General features: G+C 72.8%; 20 protein-coding genes. 9 read left to right on the forward strand and 11 right to left on the reverse strand.

The window, feature by feature from the left end:
• Nucleotides 1-96: 96 nt before the first annotated feature.
• Both ACLJQE_RS18580 and ACLJQE_RS18585 read left to right on the forward strand, forming a co-directional pair.
• Nucleotides 97-1,029, forward strand: coding sequence for an ATP-binding cassette domain-containing protein (locus ACLJQE_RS18580; RefSeq protein ID WP_410640506.1), 933 nt, complete (start codon nt 97-99; stop codon nt 1,027-1,029).
• Nucleotides 1,026-1,859: an ABC transporter permease gene (locus ACLJQE_RS18585; RefSeq protein WP_410640508.1), complete on the forward strand. Its 834-nt coding sequence runs from the start codon at nt 1,026-1,028 to the stop codon at nt 1,857-1,859. Before ACLJQE_RS18580 ends, ACLJQE_RS18585 begins: the two co-directional genes overlap by 4 nt.
• A gap of 98 nt (nt 1,860-1,957) precedes the next feature.
• Here ACLJQE_RS18585 and ACLJQE_RS18590 read toward each other — a convergent pair whose 3' ends face one another.
• The 5 genes from ACLJQE_RS18590 to ACLJQE_RS18610 are packed head-to-tail and all read right to left on the reverse strand — an operon-like array spanning nt 1,958 to nt 13,839.
• Nucleotides 1,958-3,085 carry a glycosyltransferase gene (locus ACLJQE_RS18590; RefSeq protein WP_410640510.1) on the reverse strand — a complete coding sequence of 376 codons (1,128 nt, stop codon included), beginning with the start codon at nt 3,083-3,085 and terminating at the stop codon, nt 1,958-1,960.
• Complete coding sequence (locus tag ACLJQE_RS18595) at nt 3,061-3,837, reverse strand: alpha/beta fold hydrolase (RefSeq protein WP_410640511.1); 777 nt, start codon at nt 3,835-3,837, stop codon at nt 3,061-3,063. Before ACLJQE_RS18595 ends, ACLJQE_RS18590 begins: the two co-directional genes overlap by 25 nt.
• Nucleotides 3,825-4,115 carry an acyl carrier protein gene (locus tag ACLJQE_RS18600; protein ID WP_410640512.1) on the reverse strand — a complete coding sequence of 97 codons (291 nt, stop codon included), beginning with the start codon at nt 4,113-4,115 and terminating at the stop codon, nt 3,825-3,827. Before ACLJQE_RS18600 ends, ACLJQE_RS18595 begins: the two co-directional genes overlap by 13 nt.
• Nucleotides 4,112-7,939 (reverse strand): beta-ketoacyl synthase N-terminal-like domain-containing protein, encoded by a 3,828-nt coding sequence (locus tag ACLJQE_RS18605; protein ID WP_410640513.1) that lies wholly within the window; start codon nt 7,937-7,939, stop codon nt 4,112-4,114. The genes ACLJQE_RS18600 and ACLJQE_RS18605 overlap by 4 nt, the downstream gene beginning before the upstream one ends.
• Nucleotides 7,933-13,839, reverse strand: coding sequence for an SDR family NAD(P)-dependent oxidoreductase (locus tag ACLJQE_RS18610; protein WP_410640514.1), 5,907 nt, complete (start codon nt 13,837-13,839; stop codon nt 7,933-7,935). The genes ACLJQE_RS18605 and ACLJQE_RS18610 overlap by 7 nt, the downstream gene beginning before the upstream one ends.
• Nucleotides 13,840-14,044: 205 nt before the next feature.
• Here ACLJQE_RS18610 and ACLJQE_RS18615 point away from each other — a divergent pair, with 205 nt between their 5' ends.
• Both ACLJQE_RS18615 and ACLJQE_RS18620 read left to right on the forward strand, forming a co-directional pair.
• Complete coding sequence (locus ACLJQE_RS18615) at nt 14,045-14,830, forward strand: SDR family oxidoreductase (RefSeq protein ID WP_410640515.1); 786 nt, start codon at nt 14,045-14,047, stop codon at nt 14,828-14,830.
• A 1-nt stretch (nt 14,831) separates the two neighbouring features.
• Entirely contained in the window at nt 14,832-15,797 is a 966-nt protein-coding gene (locus ACLJQE_RS18620; protein WP_410640516.1) for an aldo/keto reductase, read from the forward strand.
• 23 nt (nt 15,798-15,820) lie between these two features.
• Here the strand turns inward: ACLJQE_RS18620 and ACLJQE_RS18625 are convergent, their stop codons facing one another.
• The 3 genes from ACLJQE_RS18625 to ACLJQE_RS18635 form a co-directional block, all read right to left on the reverse strand.
• Complete coding sequence (locus ACLJQE_RS18625; RefSeq protein WP_410640517.1) at nt 15,821-18,430, reverse strand: CHAT domain-containing protein; 2,610 nt, start codon at nt 18,428-18,430, stop codon at nt 15,821-15,823.
• Nucleotides 18,431-18,522: 92 nt separating this feature from the next.
• Nucleotides 18,523-18,708 (reverse strand): hypothetical protein, encoded by a 186-nt coding sequence (locus ACLJQE_RS18630; RefSeq protein WP_410640518.1) that lies wholly within the window; start codon nt 18,706-18,708, stop codon nt 18,523-18,525.
• A 327-nt stretch (nt 18,709-19,035) separates the two neighbouring features.
• The gene (locus tag ACLJQE_RS18635; RefSeq protein ID WP_410640519.1) at nt 19,036-20,175 is read right to left on the reverse strand and encodes a serine hydrolase domain-containing protein; all 1,140 of its coding nucleotides are present in this window, start codon (nt 20,173-20,175) and stop codon (nt 19,036-19,038) included.
• Between the two features lie 267 nt (nt 20,176-20,442).
• Here ACLJQE_RS18635 and ACLJQE_RS18640 point away from each other — a divergent pair, with 267 nt between their 5' ends.
• From ACLJQE_RS18640 to ACLJQE_RS18655, 4 genes are all read left to right on the forward strand, one after another.
• Nucleotides 20,443-20,709, forward strand: a complete 267-nt coding sequence (locus ACLJQE_RS18640) for a hypothetical protein (RefSeq protein WP_410640520.1) — start codon at nt 20,443-20,445, stop codon at nt 20,707-20,709.
• 30 nt (nt 20,710-20,739) lie between these two features.
• A complete protein-coding gene (locus ACLJQE_RS18645) occupies nt 20,740-21,105 on the forward strand; it encodes a VOC family protein (protein WP_410640521.1) in 366 nt (121 codons plus the stop codon).
• 76 nt (nt 21,106-21,181) lie between these two features.
• The gene (locus tag ACLJQE_RS18650) at nt 21,182-22,852 is read left to right on the forward strand and encodes a hypothetical protein (RefSeq protein ID WP_410640522.1); all 1,671 of its coding nucleotides are present in this window, start codon (nt 21,182-21,184) and stop codon (nt 22,850-22,852) included.
• Nucleotides 22,853-22,867: 15 nt separating this feature from the next.
• Nucleotides 22,868-23,269, forward strand: coding sequence for an NUDIX hydrolase (locus tag ACLJQE_RS18655; RefSeq protein ID WP_410640523.1), 402 nt, complete (start codon nt 22,868-22,870; stop codon nt 23,267-23,269).
• 210 nt (nt 23,270-23,479) lie between these two features.
• Here the strand turns inward: ACLJQE_RS18655 and ACLJQE_RS18660 are convergent, their stop codons facing one another.
• The 3 genes from ACLJQE_RS18660 to ACLJQE_RS18670 all read right to left on the reverse strand — a co-directional run bounded on the left by ACLJQE_RS18660 (nt 23,480) and on the right by ACLJQE_RS18670 (nt 25,271).
• Nucleotides 23,480-24,217: a dihydrofolate reductase family protein gene (locus ACLJQE_RS18660; protein ID WP_410640805.1), complete on the reverse strand. Its 738-nt coding sequence runs from the start codon at nt 24,215-24,217 to the stop codon at nt 23,480-23,482.
• Nucleotides 24,214-24,792 (reverse strand): dihydropteroate synthase, encoded by a 579-nt coding sequence (locus ACLJQE_RS18665; RefSeq protein ID WP_410640524.1) that lies wholly within the window; start codon nt 24,790-24,792, stop codon nt 24,214-24,216. The genes ACLJQE_RS18660 and ACLJQE_RS18665 overlap by 4 nt, the downstream gene beginning before the upstream one ends.
• Nucleotides 24,793-24,971: 179 nt before the next feature.
• Nucleotides 24,972-25,271: a YciI family protein gene (locus ACLJQE_RS18670; protein ID WP_410640525.1), complete on the reverse strand. Its 300-nt coding sequence runs from the start codon at nt 25,269-25,271 to the stop codon at nt 24,972-24,974.
• Nucleotides 25,272-25,483: 212 nt separating this feature from the next.
• Between ACLJQE_RS18670 and ACLJQE_RS18675 the strand changes: the two genes are divergently transcribed.
• Nucleotides 25,484-26,392 (forward strand): hypothetical protein, encoded by a 909-nt coding sequence (locus ACLJQE_RS18675; RefSeq protein ID WP_410640526.1) that lies wholly within the window; start codon nt 25,484-25,486, stop codon nt 26,390-26,392.
• Nucleotides 26,393-26,400 lie beyond the last annotated feature (8 nt).

The following is a 26,400-nucleotide window of genomic DNA, read 5'->3' on the forward strand; positions in this document are numbered from 1 at the left end:
TCGCGAAAACTGTCACGCTTCCGGCGAATGGCGGCGATCTTCTTGCTCGGCACGGCCCAGTCCCGATACCTTTTCCCCGGCAGGAAAGGAGCGGCCATGCCCCAGCCGGTCATTGCCGTGACGGATCTCGCGAAACAGTACGGCGAAGTCACCGCGCTCGCCGGGATCAGCCTCACCGTCGCCCGCGGCGCGGTGCTGGCGATCCTCGGCCACAACGGCGCCGGGAAGACCACCCTGATCGACATCCTCAGCACGCGCGTCCGGCCGAGCGCCGGCACCGCCCGGGTCTGCGGGTACGACGTCGTGCAGCGCGGCCGCGCGGTCCGGCGGCGGATCGGCGTGACCGGGCAGTTCGCCGCGGTCGACGACGCCCTGTCCGGCCGCGGGAACCTCGTGCTGATCGCCCGGCTGCTGGGCGCCAGACCACGGCAGGCACTCGCGCGGGCCACCGAGCTGATCGCGGCCTTCGGCCTCGAAGACGCGGCCGACCGCCCGGCCGGCACGTATTCCGGCGGCATGCGGCGGCGGCTCGACCTGGCCGCGGGCCTGGTCGGCGCGCCGCAGGTGCTCTTCCTCGACGAGCCGACGACCGGGCTGGACCCGGTGAGCCGGGCCGGGTTGTGGACGATCGTCGAAGGGCTCGCGGCACGCGGCACCACCGTCGTGCTCACCACCCAGTACCTCGAGGAGGCGGACCGGCTGGCCGACCACGTCGTCGTCCTCGGCTTCGGGCACATCACCGTGTCGGGGACGCCGGCGCAGCTGAAGGCCCGGCTCGGCACCCGCACCGCGAAGTGCACGTTCGGCACCGAACTGGCGTTGCGGCGCGCGGCCGACGCCCTGACCCGCCTCGGTCTCGCGGCCGGCCGCGCCGGGCTGGTGCTCAGCGTGCCGCTGTCCGGCCCGGGTGACATCCCGGTGGTGGTGCGCGCCCTCGACGCGGCGGGCGCACCGCTGCGGGACCTGACGGTGACCGAGCCGACGCTCGACGACGTCTACCTTTCACTGCACCGGACGGCGGCGTCGTGACGCAATCCCGGCACCGCGCGGCCGTCGCCGCGCTCGGCGACCCCGGGGCCTGGCCGGAACCCGGCTTCTGGACGCAGGTCCGGGTGCTGACGGCGCGTTCGCTGCGGACGGCGTTCGGCGACCGGCGGCTGGTCTTCTTCGGCCTGCTGCAACCGGTGGTGCTGCTGTTGCTGTTCAGCCAGGTGTTCAGCGGCGTCGGGGCACTGCCGGGCGTGGCGGCGTACCAGGGTTACGTGAACTTCCTGGTGCCCGCGACGCTGGTCAACATCGCCATGACGACGGCGATGAGCTCGGGCGCGGGCCTGCTGGCGGAGATCTACGGCGGCTTCACCGGACGGCTGCGCTGCCTGCCGATCTCGCTGTTCTCGGTCCTGGTGGCCCGCACCCTGGCCGACTCGGCGCGGCTCGCCGTCCAGCTGCTGGTGACGGCGCTGGCGAGCGTGGTCTTCCTGGGCTTCCGCCCGGCGGGCGGGGTGCTGGGCCTGGGGCTGGCCCTGCTCTTGACACTGGTCGTCGGCTGGTGCCTGAGCTGGGTGTTCGTCGCGATCACGACGTGGCTGCGGAAGGCGGAAACCTTACAGGCGGCGTCGTTCGTGGTGATGTTCCCGCTGATGTTCTCCTCGAGCGCGTACATGCCACTGGACACGATGCCTACGTGGGTCCGCGCGGTCTCAACCGTCAACCCCCTGACCTACGCGATCGACGCGACCCGCGCACTGGCCCTGGCCCGTCCCCTCGGCTGGTCCCTCCCGATCGCCCTCCTGATCGCCGCACTCGCCGCAGTGGCCGGCGCCACCCTCGCCGCCCACACCTTCCGCACCCGTGCCTAGCCGGTCGGTTGGCGTACCCAGAGGGTCGGCTCGTGACCCGACCCTCCAGGTACGCGAGCCGACTGCCCAGGTACGCGAGCCGACCGTCCGGGTACGGGTCAAGCCAGGGATTCGAGGTGGGTGGCTGCTTCTTCGGGGCCGCCGGCGGCTTCGAACGACTGCCGGATGCGGGTCGCGCCGGGGCGGTGCCGGCCGGCCGACTCGATCGCCGTGCGGATGTCGGCTGCCTTGGCGCGGTCGAAGCGGAGCCGGACGCCGGCCGAGGCCGTGACCACCTGCTGGGCCAGCATCGACTGGTCGTCGCGGATCGGGGCGACCACCAGCGGTACCCCGGCCGCCAGGGCTTCGCACACCGTGTTGTGGCCGCCGTGGCAGACCACCACCGACGCGCGCGCGAACACCGCCGGCTGCGGGATCCGCCGCGCCAGCCCGACACTTTCGCTCACCAGCGCACCCGAAGGGTCCACCACCAGCCCTTGGACGGACGGCATCCCGGCCAGCGCGTCCACGCTCTCGGCGAGGAACCGGGAGCCCGCCGATGCGTTCGACGTCCCCAAGGTGACCACGACCAGCGGACGATCGTCCCCAAGGGACCACTCGCCCGGGGAAGCGGGCAGAACCGGCCCGACGTACGCCACCGGCACCGCCAGGCGGGGTGCCCCGGCCAGTGCCCGGGTCGTGAACGCCAGCACCAGGTGCGGCGAGAACCGCAGGTCCCCGAGCAGCACGCCGTGGCGAGCGCGCAGGCCCGATTGGAGCTCACCCACCCAGGACGCGATCTTCGGCAGCGCCCCCAGCGGGTCGGCCAGCTCGGTGGACGTCGACGCCGACGTCGCCCACGGCAATCCGCACCGCGAAGCCACCAGTGCCCCCGCCATCGCCTGCTGGTCCACGACGACCACATCGGGCGAGAAAGCCGCGACGGCGGCCAGCACCCCGGGCACCATCGCGTCGGCCAGCGGGACCAGGTACGACTCCCACAGGTACTTCAACGCGGCGAACCCGCGCAGCCCCGGCGGCCGCAGCGCCACCGCGAACGGACCCGAATCCCCCGCCGGGAACACGTGCCCGGAGACCAAAGTGGACAGTTCGGGGCAAGGGCCGCACCAAGCCACGGAATGGCCCCGCGCGGAAAGCACCGATGCCACCCCGCGCAACGGCGCCACGTGCCCGGCCAGCGGCGGCACGACCAGCAGGAACTTCACGCCGCGTGCCGTTCGATCCACTCGAGCACCAGCGCGCGCACCTCCCGGTGCTGCTCCACCAGCACCGAATGCCCCTGCCCCTCGAACACGTGCAGCTCGCCGTTCGGCAGCAGCGAAGTCAGCGCTTCGAGGTCGTCGGCCTGGTAGCCGTGACTGCCCAAAATGGACAGCACCGGGCAGCCGATCGCCGCCACCTGCTCCCAGGTGAGCAACGGCCCGAGCGGCACCTCCTCGGCCATCTTCGTCGACGTGATCCGCTCGGCCGCCAGCCGCGCCAGCCGCCGGTGGTGGGCGCTGAAGTTCGCCTCGATCCACTCGAAGCTCGCCTCCACCTGCAGGAACCGCACGGTGTGCGCCAGGATCGCGCTCATCTTCTCCGCCCACACCTCGGTCGCGGGCTCGGATTCGATGCACACGATGCTGCGCACGCGGTCGGGGTAGGCGGCGGCGTAGCTGTAGGCGAGGGTGCCACCGAAGCTGTTGCCCACCAGGTGAACGGGACGCCCGACACCGAGCTGCCGCAGCAGGTCGTCGAGGTCGGCGACGAAGTCCCCGAGGGTGTACCCGCGCTCCGGCCGCTCGGTCTTGCCGTGCCCGCGCAGGTCGTAGCTGATCACGTCGATGCCGGCGGCCGCGACCGGCGGCGCCAGCGTGAGGTAGAAGCTCGCCAGGCTGTCGGTGCCCATCCCGTGCAGGAACACCACGGTCTCGGTGCCGCCGGCGGGCACGAGCTGCACGTTGGTGCGCAGCCCGTTGACGGTCATCGTGGGCACGTGCGCTCCCCCACGAACCGGGCGATGTCGCCGACGGTCAGTCCGATGACGTCGTCGAGGTCCTGCTCGGCCAGGTACTCGGCGAGGTTGACGTCGGCGCCGAAGTGCTCGGCGAGGATGCTCGCGAAGGTCACCAGGTCGATGCTCTCCAGCTGCAGGTCTTCGTGGAACGTCGTGTCCGGGGTGAGCTCGATGCCGAGCACCTCGGCGTCGCCGACGAGCTCGGCGAGCAGCTCGGCGACGACGTCGAAGACGGCGGACGCGTGGTCGGTGGTCATGGCGTGCTCCCAAGGTGTGCGGTGGCGGTGTCGCCGGTCAGCTCGACCGTGACGGCGAAGCGCGGCAGGTCCCGGTGCCGGCCCGACACCGTGCCGTCGTCGTGGACGCGGATTTCCGCCGGGTAGACGGGTTCGCCGAGCCGCGCGCGGACGGCGTCCTTGACGGCGATCCGCCGCAGCAGCCAGCTGCGCTGCTGCCGCGGCGGGACGGCGGCGAACTCGGCGCGTTCGGAAGCGCTGAGGTAGATCCCGGCGTAGATGTCCCGCGCGGCGACCGTCGGCCAGCGGTCGGTGACGGCGACCGAGCCGTCGTCCCGCCGTTCGGCCAGCAGGTTTTCCGCCGGGAACGCGTAGACGCGGTGGGCCGCGCGGTCACACGGGAACCGGACGTCCCGCCAGCCTTCGATGCTCGCCAGTACCCCGCCGTCCCGGACCAGCTCGGCGTCCATCTCCAGGACGTCCGGCCGCGGCAGCCGGACGCGCACCAGGCACTCCAGCCGCGTCCCGGGCGCCGGTTCGGGGCCGTGCCAGGTGAGCTTGCCGATCGAGCGCGGGAACGCGAGCAGGTCGTCGGACCGGGTGGCCATCAGCCAGCAGCCGAGCAGCTGGCCGACGTTGTCGAGCAGCCCGCCGGGCGCTTCCGGGACGACGAGCTCGCCGCGGATGTGCTGCTCGCCGAGGCCGCTCAGCCGGGCCAGGCCCTGGTAGGCCGGGCCGTGGAACATCTCGCGCCGCGCGTAGATCTCGGGCGCGCTCAACGGCGGCGCGGTCTCCGGCCCCGGCACCGCGGTCCGCGACGGCGGTGGGGCGAACGCCCCCAGCTCGACGGTCATCAGCGCGTACGGTCCGATCTCGACGGTCACCTGGTCGTCCTCGCGGCTCATCACCAGCGGCACCCGCCGCGCCGGGGCCGCGATGAGCCACCGCGAGAACACCGCGTCCCGCACCGCGACCGCCGTCGTGCCCGGCCAGGTGCGCTCGACCGCCCGGCAGGCCAGGTCGACCAGGGTCGTCGCGGGGACCACCGGCCGGAAGTCGGACTCGTCGGGCCAGCCGTCACGCTGCCGGAAGAACCGGTGGTCGCGCAGGTACGGCATGGCCGCCGCGGAAACCTCCACAGTGGACTCGATCCGGCGTCGCGCGGCCGCGACGACGTCCGCCGCGGCCCGGCGGGTTTCGGTGAGCAACGCGGTGAACTCGGCGACGATCGGATCCGGCACCCCGGCGGGCAGGATTGCGGCGTCGTCCAGCAGACCGCGGGCCGGTTCGCCGAGCGAGAGCAGGGAGTTCCCGGTGGCGAGCCGGATCCGCCGCGGTTCCAGCGCCGTGAAGTCCGGGTCGCCGCCCTCGGTCCACAACGCGGTCGCGAGCCGCCGCAGCTGCGCGAGCCCGGGCCGGGTGGCGGACGCGGCCGCGACGACCAGGTGCCGCCGCTCGCCGAGCGTGTCGGTGACGAACGAACCGAGCTGACCGGCGCCGACCTGCACGAAGACCCGGAACCCGGCGTCGTGCACGGCTTCGGTCAGCTCGCGGAACCGGACCGGGCGCAGCAGGTGGTCCAGGTAGAGCCGGCGGACGTCGTCCGGGGCCGCCGGGTACGGCCGCGCGGTGGTCGCCGACCACACCGGCAGCGCCGGCGCGCGCAGGTCCAGCTCCGCGACGAGCCGGGCGAAGGGCGCGAGGTGCGGCCGCATCAGCGGGGTGTGGAAGCCGGAGCGGAACGGCAGCGTCGTGGCCACGATCCCGGCACCACGGCAGGTGGCCGCGAAGTCCGCGACGGCGTCCGGCGGCCCGCACACGATCGTCTGCCGGGCCGCGTTCTCGTGTGAGACGACGAGGTCACCGGGGAGCAGCTCGGCCACCCGGACCGCCGGGGCGCCCAGCACGAGGTAGTCCGCCTCGGGCAGCGCGAAGCCGTCCGGCCAGTAGCGCGCCAGTGCGTCCGGCGCCGCGGTGTACATCCCCGCGGCCTGCATCGCCGTCCACTCCCCGACGCTGTGCCCGGCGACCGCGTCCGGCCGGATTTCCAGCCGGTGCAGCGCCTCGTCGAGCAGCAGCCCGGCCGCCGACACGCTCGCCGCGTGGTCGAGCACGCTCGCCGTCGACCACTGTGGACGGTCGAGGCCGAAGTGTCCGGCGACGTCCGCGAGGCGCGGTTCCCCGCCGGCTTCCAGTCCCGGGTGGACGAACACGGTCTTCCCGGCCGGCAGGAGGGGGTCGACGCTGCACCAGACGTCGCCGGCACCGTGCCAGGACCGGCCGTCGGCCGCCACCTTGGCGAGCACCCGGCGGGCGGTGGCCCGCTTGCGCTCGTCCGGGCCGACGATCCCGAGCCGGCACGGACCGTCACCCGGGCCGGGCCGGTCGAGCTGCTCCAGCAGTTCCGCGGGCGTGCGCGCGGCCAGGCGCAGCACGCGTTCCGGCTCCTCGACGCGCACGCGCCGCTTCGGTGCCGGGTCCCCGGCTTCGAGCACGACGTGGGCGTTCACCCCGCCGAAGCCGAACGCGTTGACCGCGGCCACCCGCGGCAGCGCACCCCACGGCTGCGCCTCGGCCAGCACCCGGAACCGGGTCTTGTCGAGCAGCGGGTTCGGGTCGGCGCAGTGCAACGTCGGCGGCAGCACCCCGTGGTGCAGGGCGAGGGCCACCTTGACCAGCCCGGCGACCCCGGCGGTCGGCAGCGTGTGCCCGATCATCGACTTGACCGAGCCGACCACCGCGCGCGGCCCACCGGCCGGGCCGAAGAAGCCGGCGACAGTGGTGAGCTCGGCGGCGTCCCCGGCGGGGGTGGCGGTGCCGTGCGCTTCCAGCAGGCCGATGTCCGCGGGATCGCGGCCCGCCCAGGCCCGCCGCAGGGCGAGGGTCTGCCCGGCGACCGACGGGCTGAGCAGGCTCGCGCCGCGCCCGTCGCTCGACGTGCCGCTGCCGCGGATCACGGCGTACACCCGGTCGCCGTCGCGACGGGCGTCGGCCAGCCGCTTGAGCACGACGATCGCGGTGCCCTCGCCGATGAGCATGCCGTCCGCGTCGCGGGACAGCGGGCTGATCCGCTGGCTCGGCGACAGCGCGCCGAGCTGGGTGAACAGCGACCACAGCGTGTCGTCCTGCGTCTGGTGCGCGCCACCCGCGAGGACGACGTCGCAGCGGCCGCGGGCCAGCTCGCCGATCGCCTGGTCGACGGCGACCAGCGAGGACGCGCAGGCGACGTCCACCGTGTACGCCGGGCCGCCGAGGTCGAGCCGGTTCGCCACGCGGGCCGCGGCGAGGTTCGGCACGAGCCCGGCCGCGGTCTCGGGCCGGAACTCGCCGAGGGGCTCCAGCAAGGCCGTCCGCAGCCGCTCGAGCACGGCGGGCCCGGCCGACGGCATCAGCTCGCCGACCGTGCGGGTGATCTGCCGGACGGTGCGGACGCGCTGGTCGAAGCCCCGCAGCCCGGGCGAGAGGTACCCGCCGCGGCCGAGCACGACCCCGATTCGTTCGGGGTTGCCGAGCCGGCCGAGGCCACCGGCGTCGCCGACCGCGGTCACGGCGACGGCCAGCGCCGTCAGCTGGTCCGGTTCGATGCCGTCGAGGGACGTCGGCGGGACGCCGTGGGCGACCGGGTCGAACTCCAGGGTGTCCGGGGTGAACCCGCCGCGTCGGCCGTGGGTGCGGTCCGGCGCGGCGCCGGCGCGGCCGTGGAACTCCGGATCCCGGCGGTGCGGCGGGACTTCGGTGACGGCGTCGGCGCCGTCCACCAGGTTCCGCCAATACTGGTCCACTGTGGACGCCCCGGGCAGGAACACGCCCATGCCGACGATCGCCACCGGCTCCTGGTTCACCACAGCGACGCCGTGTACAGCACCGAACGGTCCGTGCCGTAGGCCAGTTCGCGCAGCAGGGCCGCGGTGGCCTCGCCCGGGTCGAGCAGGGCGACGGCACGGCGTTCGTACTCGCGCGCCAGCTCCGCCGACACCATGCCGGAGTGGTCCGCGGCGGGTGCCCACGGTCCCCAATGGACGGTCACGGCGCGGCCCGGCCAGGCCGTCCCGATCGTTTCGAGCGCGTCGTTGGCGGCGGCGTAGTCGGTCTGGCCACGGTTGCCGAGCACCGCGGCGATGCTGCCGAAGAACGCGACGAATCGCGGCTCGACGTCCGCCAACGCGGCCAGCAGTGCTCGAGCACCCTCCACTTTGGTCTCGAACACCGTCCGGAACGACGACTCGTCCTTGTCGGCCATCAGCTTGTCGTCGAGCACACCGGCGGCGAAGACGACACCGTCGAGCCGGCCGTGTCGGGCGTGCACGTCCTTGACCAGCTGGTGCACGGCATCGGCGTCACGCACGTCGAGTGCCCGGTAGGTGGGCTCACCGCCGGCGGCACGGACCTCGTCGAGGGTCCGGCCGATTTCGCGCTGGGCCAGCACCGTCCGCACGCGGCGTTCGATGCCGGCGACCGAGCCGCCACGACCGGCGAGCACCGCGCGCATCGCGGCGGGATCGGCGGGCAGGTCGTCCGGTTCGCCGGGCCACGGCGTGCGGCCGGCGAGCTCGATCCGCCCGCCGGCCGCGGCGAACGCGACCGCGGCGTGCGCGGTGATCCCGCGGGCCCCGCCGAGCAGCAGCACCACCGACTCCGGGCCGAGGCCGAGCGCGGCGAGCTCACCACCGCCCGGGCCGGCCCCGGCGTAGGCGATCGACGGCAGGTCGGCGGGCCGCGGCTCGATCGTGAAGCGGCCGGTGTCATCGTGGCAGACAACCGGGGGCCCGTCGCTGAGGGCCTCGTCCACCAGTGTTTTCGCCACGTCCTGCGTGACCTCGACGAGCCGCGTCACGCCGTCGCGCTCCAGCGCGACCGAGCGCACCAGGCCCCGGAGGCCGGGCACGGTCTCCGGCTCCGCCGCCACGAGAACGGTCCCCGGCAGCGCTTTGAGCCGGGTGAACACCTCCGTGAGGTCGCGGGCGAACAGCACGGTGATGTCCGCGTCCCCGGTGACAACCTCCGCCCCGGCCGCGGCGAAGGCGGCTCGCACGGCGTCGTCCGGCGCGGCCACGGACTTCCCGCGCAGCCGCGCGGGGTCCGGCTCGAGCGGCACCGGTATCCGGTCGAGCCGGTACCGGGTGGGCGCGGTGGCCGGGGGCACCGGGCTCAGCCAGCTCTCCAGGTGCGACGTCAGCGCATTCGCCGTCCGGTCGCGGCTGAGCTGGTCGGTGCGGTCGTCGGCCGGGAGCCCCAGCCGCGCCAGCAGCGTGCCCGCGATCTCCGTGCGCTTGATCGAGTCGATCGACAGGTCGGCTTCGAGGTCGAGGTCGCCGGCGATCATCTCGGCCGGGTAGCCGGTGCGCTCGCTGATCACGCCGATCACCGTGCCGAGGACGTCGGCCGGGGTTTCGGCCACCGGTTCGGGTTCCGGCTGTGGCTCTTCGATCACCACCGGAACCGGGGCGGGCGGTTGCCCGGGTGCGTGGCCGAGGTAGCCGAGCATGACCTCCCGCTGGGCCGCGACGAGCTCGCGGGTGGTGCGCAGGAAGTCCACGATCGCCTGGTCGCGGCCGGGCGCGGGCTGGGTCATGGCGGTACTCCGGATTCGTCGGGCCGGGGGCAGGGCGGGGGTGCCCGAGCCGGGCGCGCGGGCGGACCGCCCGTCGACGGCCCAGGCATGGGGGGAAGGTTCCGGCGGTTTCGGCCGGATCAGCCGTTCGGTGCGGACGTCGACACCGGCTTCGGCGAGTTTCCGCAGCGCGGCCAGGAAACCGGGGAGATCGGGCCCGCAGGCGACGACGGTGTGCGGCCGGTTGCCGAGGATGTCCTTGACCAGCCGCGACAGCACCCGCCCGGGTCCGGCCTCGACGAAGATCCGCGCGCCGGCCGCGTACATGGCCTCGATCTGGTCGAGAAACCGCACCGGGGCGGCGATCTGCGCGGCCAGTTCGGCGCGGACGTCGTCTTGGTACGGCTTGGCGGTCCGGTTGGCCCAGACGGGTTTCCGCGGCGGTTTCACGGTGACTTCGGTGAGTTCCCGGGCAAAGACCGCACCCGCGGCGGCGACCAGCGGACTGTGGAAGGCGCAGGCGACGGGGATCCGCTGGGCGCTGATGCCGGATTCCCGGAGCCGCCGGACCGCGCGTTCGATCGCGGCGACGGGCCCGGAGAGGACGACCTGCTCGGGAGCGTTGTGGTTGGCCACGACAACGTCCGGGCCGATGAGGGTGGCGGTGAGGAGGTCCCGCTGCGCTTTGACGGCAGCCATCGCCCCAGGCCGGGCGACCTGGGCGATGGCTTGCGCGCGGGCCCGGCTGAGCCGCAGCAGGGTTGCGGTGTCGAAGGCACCGGCGACGGAGAGGGCGACGAGCTCGCCATAGCTGTGCCCGGCTAGGAAGTCGGGGTGGACGTTGAGCTGGGCGAGAAGCCGGGTAACGGCGATCTCGACAAGCCCGAGCGCGGGTTGGGCGACCCGGGTATCGGTGAGGGCGGTTTCCTGGGCCTCGACAGCCTCGACAGCCCCGACGGCCTCGGCGCCGAAGGCCCGCGGTGGGAAGGCGGTGGCGGCGATGTCGGGCGCGAGACGGAGGAGCTCGGCGAGTTCGGGGAAGTGGACGAAGAGCTCGGCGAGCATGCCGATGCGCTGGCTGCCCTGACCGGGGAAGAGGAAGGCGATCTTGCCGGTCACGGGCGCGGCGGTGCGCTTCGCCGCGGACATCGGCTGCTCAAGCCCGCCCGCGCGGAGCTTGCCGGGATCGGCTGAGCCCGCACCGCCTTCGCCGGCTTCGGCCCCACCCGCGCGGAGCCCGCCGCCCGGGCCGGGTCGCCCTGCCGCGGCCGTTCGCTTCTCGGCCACCGCGCCTTCCAGCTCGGCCAGCGCCTGCTCCGCCTCCGGTGCCCAGTCGCGCAAGCCGTGTCGGCGGTCCGGGGCCACCGGGGCCGCGGCCAGCACCGCGTGGAAGTTCGTCCCCCCGAACCCGAAGGCGCTGACCCCCGCCAGCCGCGCCGGATCCGCCCACGGCCGGGCCGTCGTCGTGAACGTGAAGGGGCTCGCCGCTGGGTCCCAGGCCTCGTTCGGGGTGCTCAAGTGCAGCGTCGGCGGGACCACCTCGTGCCACAGCGCCAGCGCCGCCTTGATCAGCCCCGCCAGGCCCGCCGCGCACTTGGTGTGGCCGATCTGGCTCTTCACCGACCCCAGCACGCAGGATCCCGGGCGCGCGCCGGCTTCGGTGAAGAAGCCGGTCAGCGTCCGCAGCTCCGTTGCGTCGCCCACCACCGTTCCCGTGCCGTGCGCCTCGACCAGCCCCACGTCCGCCGGCGACACCGCCGCGTCCCGGTACGCCCGCTCCAGCGCCCGGCGCTGGCCTTCCGGGCGGGGCGCCGTCAGCCCGAGCGCCTTGCCGTCGCTGGCCGCGCCGACCCCTTTGACCAGCGCGTAGATCCGGTCGCCGTCGCGCTCGGCGTCGGCCCGGCGCTTCAGCACCAGGCACGCCACGCCCTCGCCGAGCGCGATGCCGTCGGCCGCCGCGGCGAACGGGCGGCAGCGGCCCGTCGGGGACAGCGCGCCCGCCGAGGTGAACATCAGGTAGTCGTGGATGCCGTTGTGCAGGTCGACCGCGCCGCACAGGACCAGCGAGCTCGTTCCCGCACGTAGCTCCTTCGCCGCGAGGTCCAACGCGGCCAGCGACGAACCGCACGCCGCGTCCACCGTGTAGTTCGCGCCGCCGAGGTCGAGCCGGTTCGCGATGCGGCCGGAAATGACGTTGGCCAGCGTGCCCGGGAACGTGTCTTCGGTCGGTTCCGGCAGCTGCGCGAGCAGCTCGGGCGGCACTTCGCCGAGGTAGCCGTCGAGCAGCGACCGCAGCGTGCCCGCGTTCGCCAGGTCGCCGCCCGCCTCCGCGCCGAACACGACGCTCGTGTGCTCGCGGTCGAAGTCCCGGTTCGCGTACCCGGCGTCGGCCAGCGCGCGGCGCGCGGTTTCCAGGGACACCAGCTGCGCCGGGTCGATGCTGCCCATCGCCGACGGCGGGATGCCGAACACAAGAGGATCGACGTCCAGCGCGGGCAAGAAGCCACCCCACTTCGACGTCGACTGTCCGAAGTAGACGTCCGGGTCCCAGCGGTCGCGGGGCACTTCGGTGACGGCGTCTTCGCCGCGGAGGATGTTCGACCAGAACGCCGGCAGGTCGCGGGCACCGGGGAACGTGCACGCCATGCCGATGATCGCGATGTCGTGCGAGTCCGCCGCGTCGACGGGTTCTTCGGCGCGCGCGAACGTCTTCCCGGCGGTGACCTCGCGGTGGAGCTCGGCGATCGTCGTCCGGCGGTCGCGCAGGACGGCCACCTGGCCCGCCATGAACATCCCCTCGGCCAGCTGGGTGGCGACGTCGAGTGCCGCACCGTCGCGACGGACGCCCTTGCTGGCGACCCGCAGCCGTCCGGTGTTCAGCTCTTCCAGCCGCTGCCACACTTCGGGCGTGTCCCCCAAACTGGCCTTGACCTGTGTGAACTCCGCCGTGTACGGGCTGGGCAGGCACCGCGTGCGGTGACCGGGAGCGGTTTCGAGCGTCACGGTGGCGTCCGCGTCGAGCGCACGTTCCTGGAACAGCCCGGTGATCGCGCCGTGCGTCACGGCTTCTTCGGTGAAGAGGTACGCGGTGCCCATCAGGACGCCGGCGGCGTCGAGCGGCTCGGCCATCGCGGCGACCACGGCGGCCGAGCGGGCGTCGTGGATCCCGCCCGCGAACAGCACCTCGACGTCCTTCGCGCCGTCGAGGACAGCCAGTTGTTCTTCCCACAGCTCGAAACTCGCCCGCGGGCCGACGTGCCCGCCGCACTCGGCGCCCTCGAAGACGAACCGGCGGATCCCGGCGTCGAGGTACTGGCGGAGCAGGACCGGCGAGGGTACGTGCAGGAACGTCGCGATCCCGTCGGCCTCCAGCGCCTTGGCCTGCCCCGGTTTCCCGCCGGCGACCAGCACGCACCGCGGCCGCGCCGCCCGGATCGCGGCGAGCTGGGCGACGCGCAGATCGTCGGGTACGAAGCCGAGGATGCCCGCGCCCCACGGCCGGTCGCCGAGGCGCTCGGCGGTCCGGGCGAGCAGTTCGGTGGTGCGCGCACCGTTCGCCGTGGCCACCGCGATGAACGGGAACCCGCCCGCGTCGGCGACCGCGGCCGCGAAGCCCGGCTGGTCGCTCACCCGCGTCATCGGCCCTTGGACGACCGGCAGCGCGCTGCCCAGCGTCCGGCACAACCCGGTGCCGAGCGCGGCCACCGGCACCTTCGCGCCGATGATCCGGCGCACGTCCACAGCAGACTTGACGACCACGCCCGCCGCACCTCCGGCGAGCGCACCCACGGCCGTCCTCGGCCCGGCCACACTGCCCCAGACCGGGACGTCGAAGGTGCGCAAAAGCTGCTGCAGCAGAACGAAATCGGTCAAGTCACCACCGCGTGCGACGAGTCCCCGCGCGCCGCCGCGCACCGCCTCGGCGGCCGTGGCGACGTCCGTGACCTCGGCGAGCGCCCCGGTCCACGGCGCTTTCGTGCGGACGGCGAAGGCCGCGCCGCCGGGCAACGGGCCGTCGGTCCGCACGGCGTACGGCACCCGGACGCGGGCCGCGACCAGCCGCAGGTCTTCCGGATCGGCGCCGTCGAGGATGCCGAGGCCGCCGGCGCGCGCGACGGCGGCGACCACGTCGGGATCACCGGCCCCGAGGCACCGCAGCCGGCGAGCGTGCGACGGCGGGACGAGCTCGGCCATCGGCGGACCTCCTGTGCGCGGGGCGTTGCGATCTTCAGGAATAACGCACAAGGCACCGTAAACGCAATACTCGTGCTAACGTGCAAAACTGTGGAACGAACCACTATCATGACGCTGACCAGCACTTTTATCACTCGCATCGCAACCGGAAAATACATTTCCCGCACGCACGTGACAATTCGACTCTGAAATACCTGGAGCCCGCGTGGAACTGACTGGACGCGTGGTCGCGCTGACCGGCGCGGCACACGGAATCGGGGCCGCCATGGCCCGCCGCTTCGCCGCGGAAGGCGCGGCCGGGGTGGTGGTGTCCGACGTGGACGCCGCGGGCGCCGTCCGGGTGGCCGGCGAGATCGCGGCCGCGGGTGGCCGGGCCGTCGCGGTGACCGCCGACGCGACGTCCAAAAAGGACTTGAAGGCGCTGGTCGCGACGGCGCGCGCCGAGTTCGGCCCGGTCGACTTGTTCTGCGCCAACGCGGGCGCCGCGTTCGGCACCGGCGTGCACGCGGCCGACGAGCAGTGGCAGCGGTCGTGGGAGATCAACGTCATGCAGCACGTCCACGCCGCGCAGGTCGTGCTGCCCGCGATGCTGGCGCGCGGCGAGGGCTACCTGCTGATCACGGCGTCGGGCGCCGGGTTGCTCGGCATCCCGGGCGACGCGCCCTACTCGGTCACCAAGCACGCGGCCGTCGGCCTCGCCGAGTGGCTGGCGATCACCTACCGCCCGCGCGGGGTGCGGGTCAGCGCGCTGTGCCCGCTCGGCGTCCGGACGGCGTTGCTGGAGCCCGGCATCGCCGCCGGCCACCCGGCCGCGCTGGCCATCGCCGCGGCGGCGCCGCTCATCGACCCCGAGGACGTCGCCGACGCCGTCGTGCGCGGACTCGGCGAAGAGAAATTCCTGATCCTGCCGCACGAATCGGTGCGGGAGTCCTTCGCCCGCAAGGCCGGCGCGGTCGACGCGTGGATCGACGAGATGGCCGTGGGAGGCTGAAGTGGAGTACCGCAGGGTCGGCGCGAGCGGGCTCGCCGTCAGCGAGATCGCCTACGGCAACTGGCTGACGCACGGCACGCCCGGCTGCGTCGCCGCGGCGCTGGACGCCGGCATCACGACGTTCCACACCGCGGCGGCCTGGGACGGCGGCGCCGCGGAGGCCGCTTTCGGCGCGGCGTTCGACGGCCTGCGCCGCGACGACCTGGTCCTGTGCACCGGCGTGTTCTGGCCGGAAGGCCCGGGCCCGAACGACGCGGGGTTGAGCCGCAAGCACGTGATCGCCTCCCTGGACGGCTCGCTGCGGCGGCTGCGTACCGACTACGTCGACGTCTACCAGCTGCTGCGCTTCGACTACCGCACGCCCGTCGCGGAGACGTTCCTCGCGCTCTCGGACCTCGTGCGGCAGGGGAAGATCCGGTACGTCGGGACGTCCGAGTGGACGGCCGAGCAGCTGCTGCAGGCCCACGAGGCCGCGGCGCGCCACGACGTGCCGCTGATCGCCAACCAGCCGCACTACTCGATGCTGTGGCGGGTGCCCGAGGCCCAGGTGATGCCGGCGGGGGCGCGGATCGGCGTCGGGCAGTTCGCGTCGGTGCCGCTCGCCCAGGGGGTGCTGACCGGCAAGTACCGGGACGGGCGGATCCCCGCGGGTTCGCGGGCCGCCGGGCCACCGCACGCCCGGCCGTTGCTCATGCCGGAGCTGCTGGAGCGGGTGGCGCTGCTGCGCGGCGTCGCGGACGACGCCGGCCTGACGATGGCCCAGCTCGCGCTCGCCTGGACGTTGCAGCACGAGACGGTCGCCGCGACGGTGACCGGCGCGAGCACACCGGAGCAGGTCACGGAGAACGCCAAGGCCGCCGGCGTCCGGCTCGACCTCGACGTGCTGACCCGGATCGACCAGCTGCTCGGCAGTTTCGTCCAGACCGACCCGCGGCTGGTGTGGTCACCCCCGGCCCGGCCGGCTTGACCGGATCAACCGGATCAACCGGATCAACCGGCGCCGAGGCAGACGAAGGGGCGGCGGAACGGGTCGACGGCGATCGCGTCGGCCAGCGCGAGCGCCGGGCTGTCCCGGACGGCCAGCGCACGGTAGTAGTCGTCCATCGCGGCCGCCGAGGCGAGATCGCCGACGCGCGACAGCGGCGCGATCACCGTCCGGGAACCGCTGGCCAGCAGCGCGCTGGCGAAGCCGAGGGCCTCGTCGCCGGGCCGGATCCGGTTCATCGCGAGCTCGCACGCGGCGAACACGACCTGCCGCGGCGGTTGCCGCAACCCGGCCATCTCGTGGCCGAACAGGGCGCCGTCGGCGAGTTCGAGCCGGGAGAACAGCGCGTTCTCCGGCTCGTGGGCGCCGTGCGCGGCGAAGTGCGCGAGCTTGGCGCCGTCCATCGCCCGCAGCACGGACTTCACGGTGGCCTTGGCGCCGGTCATCGTCGTCGCGGTGCGGTAGTGCGTGGTGAGCTTCTCGAGTTCACCACGGGCACCGGCCAGCCCCGGCCCGCGGACGAGCACGATCTTGCGCGCCCGCGACGACTTGGTCAGCTCCGCGGCGAGCCAGGCGGTCGCCGACGGCGCGACGACGGTCGGCCGCCCCCGCAGACCCGGCAGCACCCCCCACGGCACGGCGTAGAGCGGCCCGGTCGGGACGATCACCAGTTCCCGGTCGCCGATGACGTCGGCCAGGGGCTGGATGAGCTGGGCGTCGAGCTTGTCGGCCTGCTTGTGCGCCGAAACCATGACGACCTCGGCCAGCCGCTCGGGCAGGTTGTCGGGCGCCAGGGCATCGAGGTCGACGTTCAGCACCCGCGCGGACTCGGCGGCCGCCCCTGCGGACCCCAGCCGCACGAGCCGGCACTCACCCCCGGCAACGACGACGGCGACGAGCTCGTCCCCGGAAGCGGCAAAGCTGACCATGGCCCGCTCACCGAGCCGCGCAACAACCTCGGCCAGCCCGGCAACCGGCCGCGGCCGCCCCCACCGCCCGGTGTGCCACCCGAGCCGCTGGGCTTCCCGCAGCCGTTCGTTGTACTTCGCCCGCAGGCCGGCGATGGGGTGCCCGTCGTGCTGGGCTTCCTGGATGGCCTGCCCGAGCCCCCGCACCTCGGCCACCCGCGCGGCGAGCTCCGGATCGGTCCCGGCGGAGAGCGGTTCGTAGCGGTAGGTCTGCGCCCGCGTCCGTTCGAGCCAGACGAAAAGCCGCCGCGCATCGTGGCGATCAAGCACGAGCCGGACGGCGAGATCGGCAAGCTCCTGCCCGTGCAGAGCGGTCCCGGAGACGAGATCCAGCCCACCCATCCGATCCCGCACGGCGTCCAGTTCGGTGAGCCCGGACCGGATTTCCCCGAGCGCCTTGGCCCGATCCCCCCGGGCAACGGCGAGTTCGGCCCGGCAGAGCCGCCGGAGCATCCGGTAGTCGATCGGGGTGAGCTGCCCGGGCCGCGGAACCTTCCGAAGCGTCTCGACGGCCCGTTTGAGGTTGCCCCGCCGGATGTCCAACCGCACGGCGAGCATCCGCGCGGTGGCGGCCTGCTCGGTGAGCTGCGGGGTCGGCATCTTCGCGGCGAGCCGGAGCGCGCGTGTCGGCAGAGCCGACGGGATGTCCGCAGTGCGCAGGGCATCACGAACGTCCGCCTGGAGGCCGGCCAGGGTGGCGTTGGCGATGCAGGTCTGGCAACCGACACGCAGCATTTTCCGCCGTGCGGAGTCGGCCATCTGCCGCGCGAGTTCGATCTCGTCGGTCATCAATGCCGCGGCGGCCCGGTACAGCTCGGCCCGCGCCACCTCGCGGCTGATGCTCTGCTGAGCCACCAGCGTCGGCAGCACCTCATCCAGATGAGCACCTGCTTCTTCGGCGAGCCCGGCAGCGAGCAGCGCTTCTGCCTGCTCGAACCGGAGACCTTCGGGCACCCCCAGCTCCAGCGCGCGGTAGGTCCGCTCGGCTTCCTCGTAGAACCGGAGAGCTTCCGGGACATCACCGGTACGCAGGGCGAGCATGCCCATGGTGCGCCGCATGTCGGCGGCGACTGTGCGAAGTTCGTACTTCTCCGCGAGTTCCAGCGAACGGTTGAGATCCTTGTGAGCGGCGCTCACATTGCCCAGCCGGATCTGAACCCAAGCACGCGAGGACAACGTCTGCACGAAGGCACCCATTCGTGCCTCCGGAGCCGGGCCGTTCGCCAGCCGGTGCTCCTGGTGCGCGACAGAGATGTCGAACGAGACCAGGCTTTCCTCGTTGCGGCCGACGCTCATCAACCGGGCCGCATAGTTGTGGTTGAGAGCACCGTTGAGTTCGGCCTGCAAGACAGCGTCCGGCACCGCGTTGATGAGCAGCCGGACATCATCGAGCCCGGCGAGTCCCGCCGCGAGGTCACCGCTGATCTCCGAAGACAGTGCCGCCATGAGGCTCGACAACCGGATCCGGGCCACCAGCCAGTCGGTGCGGTACTCCGGAGCGACCGGGTGAATCGAATCCAGCATCGTCATGCCGCGACGGAGCAGGCGGACGCCCTCTCGGTAGTGCTTCAGGCAGGACCCTTCGGCGGCTTGTCTCTGGAGGCCGCGGACCGTCTCGATGACTTCGGCCGGGTCCAGGTTCGTCACAGGCACACTCCTATGACATCACAGCAAGTCGCAGAAAGAAGCCCGCCTGCCAGGCGAAGATCGGCAGGCGGGCGGTCACGAATCGGTGAAGGTCAGGGCTTGACCGTCTGGTAGCACGGGTTGCCGCAGTTCGGCACCATGCCCGGGCCGTCCTTCGGCTTCTCCGGGACGTGGTCGATGTGCACCCAGCCGTGCTCGTCCGCCTCCGGGGCCACCGGGCCGGCCTGGTTGATCGGCTCCGGAGCTTCCTCGGGCTTGACTTCCGTGGGCGTCGACATGGTCGATCTCCTCTCCCCTGGGGATCTTCATGGGGAGGCTGCCCGTAACGGTGAGTCCCCCCGGTCGCGAGGCCCTCTCCCCGCGAACGGCCCAATAGTTTCACATCGGAGCAATGATCGGGAGAGTTTTCACTACGGAAAGTCAGTCCAAAGGGCGTGAACTGGGCCGATGTCTCGATCGGAACGTCCTAACGGGTGAAGTCTGTAACGACGTCCACTACGGACGTGCATTCCTGCAGCTCAGGGACTGCCCGGCGGCACGTGTTGTTCCAGGTACGGAACGTAACGACGGGCGGCGGTCCGGACCGGATGGTCCTGTGTGGACGGCTAGGCCGTCGCTGCCGCGTGGACGGCGCGGACCAGGCGGACGTTCTCCGGTGCCGCTCCGCCGGGGAAGGCGAACCGGCGGCGGTTGTAGCCGTACGCGAGGCCGCTGCGTGGGTCGGCGAAGGCCTGGGAGCCGGCTGCGCCGCTGTGGCCGAAGGCGCCCTGGCCCAGCACCGGGTAGTCGTCCGAGACGATCGCGAAGCCTACGCCGAACGCGTTGTGGTTGCGGGTGACGAGGTCGTCACCGACCGAGTGGATCTGCGCGAACTTCGCCGCGGTCTCCGGAAGCAGGAGCGGCTCCGGGCCGCTGATCGCCGCCGCGTACATGCCGGCCAGCCCGCGTGCCGACGCGACGCCGCCCACCGAAGCCGGGCTGAGCCGCCGGACCAGCTTGATGTTCGGCAGCTCCCAGAGCTCGGGGGCCTTCGGGTGGTTGCGGTTGAAGGCGATGCCCGTGATGCTGTCCGGCCCGGTCGCGTTCGCCTCCAGCTCCGCCAGCTGCTCCGGCGTCGGCAGCATCGGCTGTGTGGTCAGGAAGCACGGCTCCAGCTCCTCGGGAAGCCCCAGGTAGAAGTCCAAGCCGAACGGCTTCCGGACACGCTCCTCGAAAAGCTCCTGGATGCTGCGGCCGGTGACGCGCCGGACCACCTCGCCGGCCAGCCCGCCGATCACCAGCGCGTGGTAGCCGAACGCGGTGCCGGGCCGCCAGTACGGCCGCTGCGGGGCGAGCCGCTCGGCGATGACGCGGTCGTCGGCGATCTCTTCGGCGGCGAACCCGTCGTCGGCGCCCACGACGCCGGCACGGTGCGCGAGCAGCTCCCGCAGGGTGACGCCGCTCTTGCCCGCGGCGCCGAACTCCGGCCAGTAGTGGGCGACCCGCTGGTCGAGGTCGAGCACGCCGTCCTGGACGAGCAGCGCGATCACCAGGTACGCGGCCCCCTTGGTCGAGGAGAACACGCCGGTCAGCGAGTCGCCCGTGACGGCGGGCCCGGTCCACAGGTCGACGACCCGCTCGCCGTCGACGTGCGCGACGAGCTGGGCGGCGTAGTCACCGCCTTCTCCGGCCGCGACGGCGGCGAACTCCTCCCGGACGGACTCGAACCCGTCGGCGACGGTTCCCTGGACGTGCTCGGACGACATGGCAGCTCCCTCGGTGATCCCCGTGCGCTCAACGCCTGCGGAAGGAACCAACTCACGCGGTGCCGAGGTATTCCGGTAACGCACGACCGCCCGGGCGGATGTTCCCGGCATGGGGGAACCGGAGCCCGAAGCGGGGGAAACCACCACCATCGGCCAGTCAGGCCGCGGCCTGGCGATCGCGTCGGTCGCGATCGGCGCGTCCGGCCTCACGCTGGCCGTCGCAACCTGGGCGGCCTGGCTGATCGTCCGGCCGCCGCTTCTGACCGCGTGGACGTTTCCTGGCTCGCGCAGGCGTTCGTGCTGGTCCTCGGCGCGCTGTGGTTCGCGCTGCTGCCGATCAGCGTGCTGGCGCTGGTCTTCGGCGTCTGCGCGGGCGCGCGCACCCGGCCCGGTTACGCCCGCATCGGCGCCACGCTGGCCGTCATCACCTCCCTGCTCGCGTTGTCGGGCGCCGCGGTGTTCGCGACGACGTCGTGGGGCCGGATCGGCCCGCCGATCGCCTACTTCGACACGGGCACCTCCGGACCGCGGTAGAGAACCCGCCGCGCGGGTACCAGTCCGATCATGAAGCTGACCTCCACCGTGCTCGGCACGCCGGAACCCCGTGCGCTGGCCGAGTTCTACTCGAAGCTCCTCGGCTGGCCGATCCGCACCGACGAACCGGAGTGGGTGACGCTCCGCCCGGACGACGGCAGCGCGGGCCTGTCGTTCCAGCTGGAGACCGGGCACGTCCCGCCGGTGTGGCCGCCGGCCGACGGTGCCCAGCAGATGCAGCTGCACCTGGACATCGAGGTCGACGACCTCGAGGAGGCGACGGCGGCGGCGATCGCGGCGGGCGCGGTGGTCGCCGGGTTCCAGCCGCAGGACGACGTCCGCGTCTGCTTCGATCCGGCCGGGCACCCGTTCTGCCTCTGGACTCGCACGGGGTGACGCCCCGCGTTCGAGCGGTCACAGGATCCGCTATGTTCGGCTGAGGTCCTGTCCCCGGCGAACGGAGTTGAGTCCTGTGGGGGTGCACCGGATCTGGCACCACGGACTGGTCCCCACCGAGGGGAAACGCCCCCTGGACGCCCTGCGCAGCAGGCTGATCAGCCGTCAGCGGCAGCACGACGACTACACGGTGACCGACCTCGGCTCGTCCGACGACGGCGGTTCGCGCCGGTGCGACCTCAAGTTCGCCTACGAGGGCAGCGAAGGCCGCTACTCCGTTCAGGTATTGCTTTCGCTGTGCTACCGCGCCGGCGAAGACCGGGTGACGTGGTTGCTGACCGCGGCCTGCACGCGGCCGTGGCGCAGCTGCCACGAAGCACCGGCCGAGCGGATCGGGCTGGAGGAGCTCGGCGCCAGCGGCAGCGACGAAATTCCGATCGAAACGCCGGTGCTCGCGATGCGCGGCTGGTCGCGCAAGGAATGCGACCACCTCGCCGACCTGCTGGGCGAGGCGCTGGTGGCGCCGTGGCGGTCTTCGGCGGTGCTGGTGCTCACCGAGCCGCCGACGGTGCCGGTCGAGGGCTGGCCCGGCCTGGTCAACGTCTTCGACGTCGACGACCGCTTCCGCCACACCCTCAACCGGCACCTGCCGCTCGGCTGCGCGGTGCCGCAGGGTGCTCGGCTGTACGTGCCGCCGTGTGACCAGCTCCCGGATTTCGTCGTCACCGAAAGCCCGGTGTCCGGCGAGGCGCTGCAGGGCGCGATCACCCGGCTCATCCAGACCCGCGGCCGGACGCCGCTGCCCGAGGGGTGGGCGGACGTGCCCAGCGTGCGGACCTGGTACGAGACCGATCCGTTCGCTTCGCCGGAGCACGAACCCGACGCCGAGCTGGTCGAACGGCTCGGCCGCGCCGAGCGGGAGCTGGCCGAGGCGCGCGGCGTGATCACGATCCTGCGGAAGAAGGCCAAGGCCCACGCCGACGAACGGGACCGGCGCGCCCGCGAAGTGAAGACGCTCCGCCGCCGCCTCGAGGACGCCTGTGCCACCGACGTGGCCTGCCTGCGCGAGCAGCTCGCGCAGCTGCAGGCGGAGGTGGACGACTACGCGCGGGCGTTCGAGGAGACGGAGGCCGAGCGCGACGAGCTCAGGCGCGTCAACGGGCTGCTGGCGGGCCGGCTCGCCCGCCACCACGATGCCGACGACGAGGTCGCCGCCGCCGAGCGCCCGCCGGAGGACTTCCCCAGTTTCGCCGAGCTGATCGGCGCCGCGGAGTCCTCTCTCAAGTACCTGGCGATCACGGCCGAACCGGGGCCCGCCGCGATCCTCGACCACCACCCCAAGGCCGCCGCCTGGCGCCGCAAGGCGTGGGACGCGCTCCGCACCCTCGACGCCTACGCGGGTGCCCGGACGGCCCTGCTCGACGCGGGCCAGGACCCGGGCCCCGAGCTGTCGGACGTGCTCGCGTTCGCCCGCACCGGCCAGCCGGGTTCGCTGATCAGCGCGAACATCATCGCGCTGGCCGAATCGGACACGGTGACCACGAACGAGCGGCTGCGCCAGGCCCGCACGTTCCGCGTCGATCCCCGGACCAACCCGGCGGGCCGCGACTACTTCGGCGCCCACATCGCCTTGGAGCGCTTCAAGTCGCCGGCACCGCGCCTGCACTTCCTCGACGACACCGACCGCACGGGCACGGTGTACGTCGGGTACCTCGGCGCCCACTTGCCGACGTCGAAGACCAACTGAGCGAGAATCGCGCGCATGACGGAGATCGCGCACAAGCACCTGGCCTACTGCTGGATCGCCCGCGGCGACCGGGTGCTGTTCCTCCGCCGCAGTCCCGGGGTGTTCCTCGCGGGCGGGTGGGAGCTGCCCGGCGGCACGGCCGAACCAGGCGAGCGCTTCGAGGACACAGCGACGCGCGAAGCGGCGGAGGAAACCGGGTTGACGGTGCGCGTCACGGCCGAGCTGGCGCGCGACGCGTGGCCGGACGTGGCGGGGCGGGCCTTGCGCATCCACGCTTTCGTTTACACCGTGGAAGAAGAGGGAGCCGGCGAGGTCGTGCTCAACCCGGAGGAGCACGACGACTTCGCCTGGCTGACGCGGGCGCAGGCTCGGGAACTGCCGCTGCCGGACCACTTCCGGCGGTTGCTCGATCGGTAGGGGTTTTCCTTGGCGCAGCACCGGTTCGCGGCGCCGCGAAGGTCTTCGGGTCGTGGTCATGTCTTCGACGGTACCCGAACAAATGTGCGAACATCATCGCTGGAACGGGTGAACTCCGGCGGCGAGCCGAGCAGCGGTTTTGCCTGCGCCACAAGGCAAATCCGCCTAGGGAGCCCCCGAATTCCACGTTACCGGAAGGGACCGACAAAACTAGCGGGGCACCAGGTACCTCAGCAGCATGCTGGCGCCGTCGGTGAGCACGGAAGCCAGTTCGAGCTCCGCCGGATCGACCGGTGCGCCGAGGGAGGCGCGGCCGGCCGTTCCCGCCACCAGGAACGGCGCCACCGTCAACCGGAACTCGTCGACCACGCCCGCCTCGATCAACGAACCGAACAACCGGGGCCCGCCCTCGCAGTCGATGCGGCCCAGTCCTTCCGCCACCAGCGTCGACACCACCCGTTCGGCCGACACCGACAACTCGCCCACCACGAACACCCGGGCGCCGTGGGCCTCCCATGCGTCACGCAACGCCGAGGGCGCCGCCGAGGACGTGAAGACCAGCGTCGGGACCGCCGCCTTGGTGATCACCGGGGCGTCCGCGGGCAGGGACCGGCCCGTCGTCACCACCGCCACCGGAGCGATCGGAGCCAGGCCGAACCGGCGGCGGCGGTCGGCCGTTGCGGTGTCGGGGCGCATTCCCTCGAAGCCCTCCGCCATGGCCGTTCCCGCGCCCACCAGCACGACGTCCGCCAGGTCGTTGCCGAGGCGGTAGACGATCCTGTCCGCCGGGGTCGACAGCGCCCCCGACCGGCCCTCGACCGCGATCGCGCCGTCCGTGCTCGACACGAAGTTCACCGCCAGCCAGCGGGGGTCCGCCGGGTAGCGGTACAGCTGCTCGAGGTCGTCCTCGGCCAGGTCGCGCGAGGACGGCCAGACCTCGCGGATCACTCCCACCGGACCGCCTTCGCCGGCGGGCGCGTGCCCGCGATGCTCGCCGCCATCTCCGCCACGTGCCGCATCTCGCGCACGTGCTTCGTGCGAAGGATCGCCACCCCGGCCGACGCCGCCAGTGCCGCGCGCGCCAGCCCGCCGGGCGTTCCGTCGCCGGCCACCGAAGCCAGCACCGGCAGGTCCGGCAAAGGCGTGCTGAATGCCCCGATGTCCAGGACCACACCCGAAGCGGGCAGGCCGGCCGCGGAAGGGATCGAGGGCGCGGCGTAACCCGCGCCGTACCGGGCCGCGACCTCGGACAGGTCTTCGCGCGCCACGATCAGGTCGGCGCCCGCTTCGCAGCAGGCCGCGGCGACCGACGGGTCCGCGGTGTCCACCCCGATGACGAGGCCGGGGAAGGTCTCACGCGCCGCCTCGACCAGCGACTCGGCGCCGGCTCCGGCGAAACTCACGAGATCGGCGCCGTCGGCGACGGCGTCACGGGCCGCGGGGAGCGACGCGACCGCGGCCAGCACCAGCGCGCGGTCACTGCTCAACCGGCGGCCCCGGAAGACGAGGTCGGGGGTCTTCATCGCACTCTCCCTGCTGGACGTCGTTCGCGATCATAAGCCAGCAGGGGAGCTTTCTTCGCCGTCAGGTGGCGGGGCATCGTCGCCGGGCCACCCGACCATGACGGCGGTGACGGCTGTGACATCCGGGGCTTCGCCCCGAGCCGGGGCTCCGCCACCCGGCCCCCCGGAAGAGCCGCTCCTCAGGAGGCGATGGCCTCGTTGATCGCCAGCAGCTCCTGGGCGGTGCGCGTGGCGGTGAACTCGATGACGTCGTACCGGGCGAGCCGCCGGACCACGAACGGGTCGCTGGCGAGCACGGCGTCGAGCTTGCCGCGCAGCACCGGGCGGACCAGTATCACGTGGTCGGCCGCGCCGTCACCCTTTCCGCAAACCAGGAAAAGTCCTTTCGCAAATTGTTTGCGCACCCAGTCCGAATGGTCGGGAAGCGCGTAGTCGACTTCTGTTTCGGGCGCCGTGTAGGTCAACAGTGCGATGTACATGTTCGCAGCGTAGAACGCTTTTGCCGACACCGCATCCGCCTGGCGAGTGGTACCGGACACGCCTTTCGTCAATATTTCGTCAAGAACAACGAAATTCCTTTACCGGCACTTTTTCGACGTACTCACCGATTTCCGTACGCTCGTCGTCGTACGACGCGGTGTCGCCGCCGGGCCGACGCGGTGACCCCCGTCGCGGAGCGAGACTCCCCGGTATGAACGCACTGACCCGGATCTGGTCCGGCGGACGCCGAGCCGAACGCATCGCCTACGCCGCCGGCGCGGTGCTGTTCCTCAGCGGCGTCGTGCACGCTCTCCTGCTCATCGCCACCGGCGGCTCGTGGCTGGGGCCGCTGTCGATGCGCAAGGCCGTCACCTTCGGCCTGTCGTTCGGGCTGACGCTCGCGTCGGTCGCCTGGGCGGCGTCGTTCCTCACCATGCGCCCCCGGTTACGCGGCGTCCTGCTCGGCGCGTTCACCGCGGCGAGCGTCATCGAGGTCGCGCTGGTCGGCATGCAGGCCTGGCGCGGGGTGCCGTCGCACTTCAACTTCGAGACACCGTTCGACAACGTCGTGTCGATGACGCTGGCCGCGGGCGGCGGGGTGCTCATCCTGACCGTCATCGGCTTCACAGCCACCGCGCTCGTGGAACCCGGCCCGGAGGCGCCGAGCCTGCGCCTGGCCGTCCGCGCCGGCCTGGCCGTGCTGCTGGTCGCACTGGCCACCGGCGCGGTGATGATCGGCCGCGGGGTCGTCGCGGCCCGCAGCGGCGACCCCCGGCTGGCCTACACCACGGCCGGCTCGCTCAAGCCGCTGCACGCGGTCGCCATGCACGCGATCCTGGTGCTGCCCGCGCTGGCCTGGGTCCTGGGCTTCACCGGCCATTCCGAAGCGCACCGGCTGCGGATCGTCCGGACGGCGGTCGCCGCCGACCTCGTGCTCACCGCCGTGATCGGTGCCGAGTCCTTCGCCGGCCTCGACCCGCTGGCCGCGCCGCTGCCGCTCATGCTGGTGTCCGCGCTGGCCGCGGCCGTGCTGGCGGGCACCGGGATCCACGCGTTGTCCGGCGTTGAACCGGCCGTCCGATTCGTACGTGTCCTCAACGGGAAGGCAAGGGGCCGGTAAACGGCGGA

The organism is Amycolatopsis sp. lyj-346, assembly GCF_046548975.1.
In the GTDB taxonomy this organism is placed as follows: domain Bacteria; phylum Actinomycetota; class Actinomycetes; order Mycobacteriales; family Pseudonocardiaceae; genus Amycolatopsis.

Coding starts and splice junctions, on each gene's coding strand:
- ACLJQE_RS18635 (WP_410640519.1), bottom strand. CDS start 20,175: ATGTCGTCCGAGCACGTCCAGGGAACCGTCGCCGACGGGTTCGAGTCC.
- ACLJQE_RS18645 (WP_410640521.1), top strand. CDS start 20,740: ATGAAGCTGACCTCCACCGTGCTCGGCACGCCGGAACCCCGTGCGCTG.
- ACLJQE_RS18580 (WP_410640506.1), top strand. CDS start 97: ATGCCCCAGCCGGTCATTGCCGTGACGGATCTCGCGAAACAGTACGGC.
- ACLJQE_RS18600 (WP_410640512.1), bottom strand. CDS start 4,115: ATGACCACCGACCACGCGTCCGCCGTCTTCGACGTCGTCGCCGAGCTG.
- ACLJQE_RS18655 (WP_410640523.1), top strand. CDS start 22,868: ATGACGGAGATCGCGCACAAGCACCTGGCCTACTGCTGGATCGCCCGC.
- ACLJQE_RS18630 (WP_410640518.1), bottom strand. CDS start 18,708: ATGTCGACGCCCACGGAAGTCAAGCCCGAGGAAGCTCCGGAGCCGATC.
- ACLJQE_RS18610 (WP_410640514.1), bottom strand. CDS start 13,839: ATGGCCGAGCTCGTCCCGCCGTCGCACGCTCGCCGGCTGCGGTGCCTC.
- ACLJQE_RS18670 (WP_410640525.1), bottom strand. CDS start 25,271: ATGTACATCGCACTGTTGACCTACACGGCGCCCGAAACAGAAGTCGAC.
- ACLJQE_RS18675 (WP_410640526.1), top strand. CDS start 25,484: ATGAACGCACTGACCCGGATCTGGTCCGGCGGACGCCGAGCCGAACGC.
- ACLJQE_RS18665 (WP_410640524.1), bottom strand. CDS start 24,792: ATGAAGACCCCCGACCTCGTCTTCCGGGGCCGCCGGTTGAGCAGTGAC.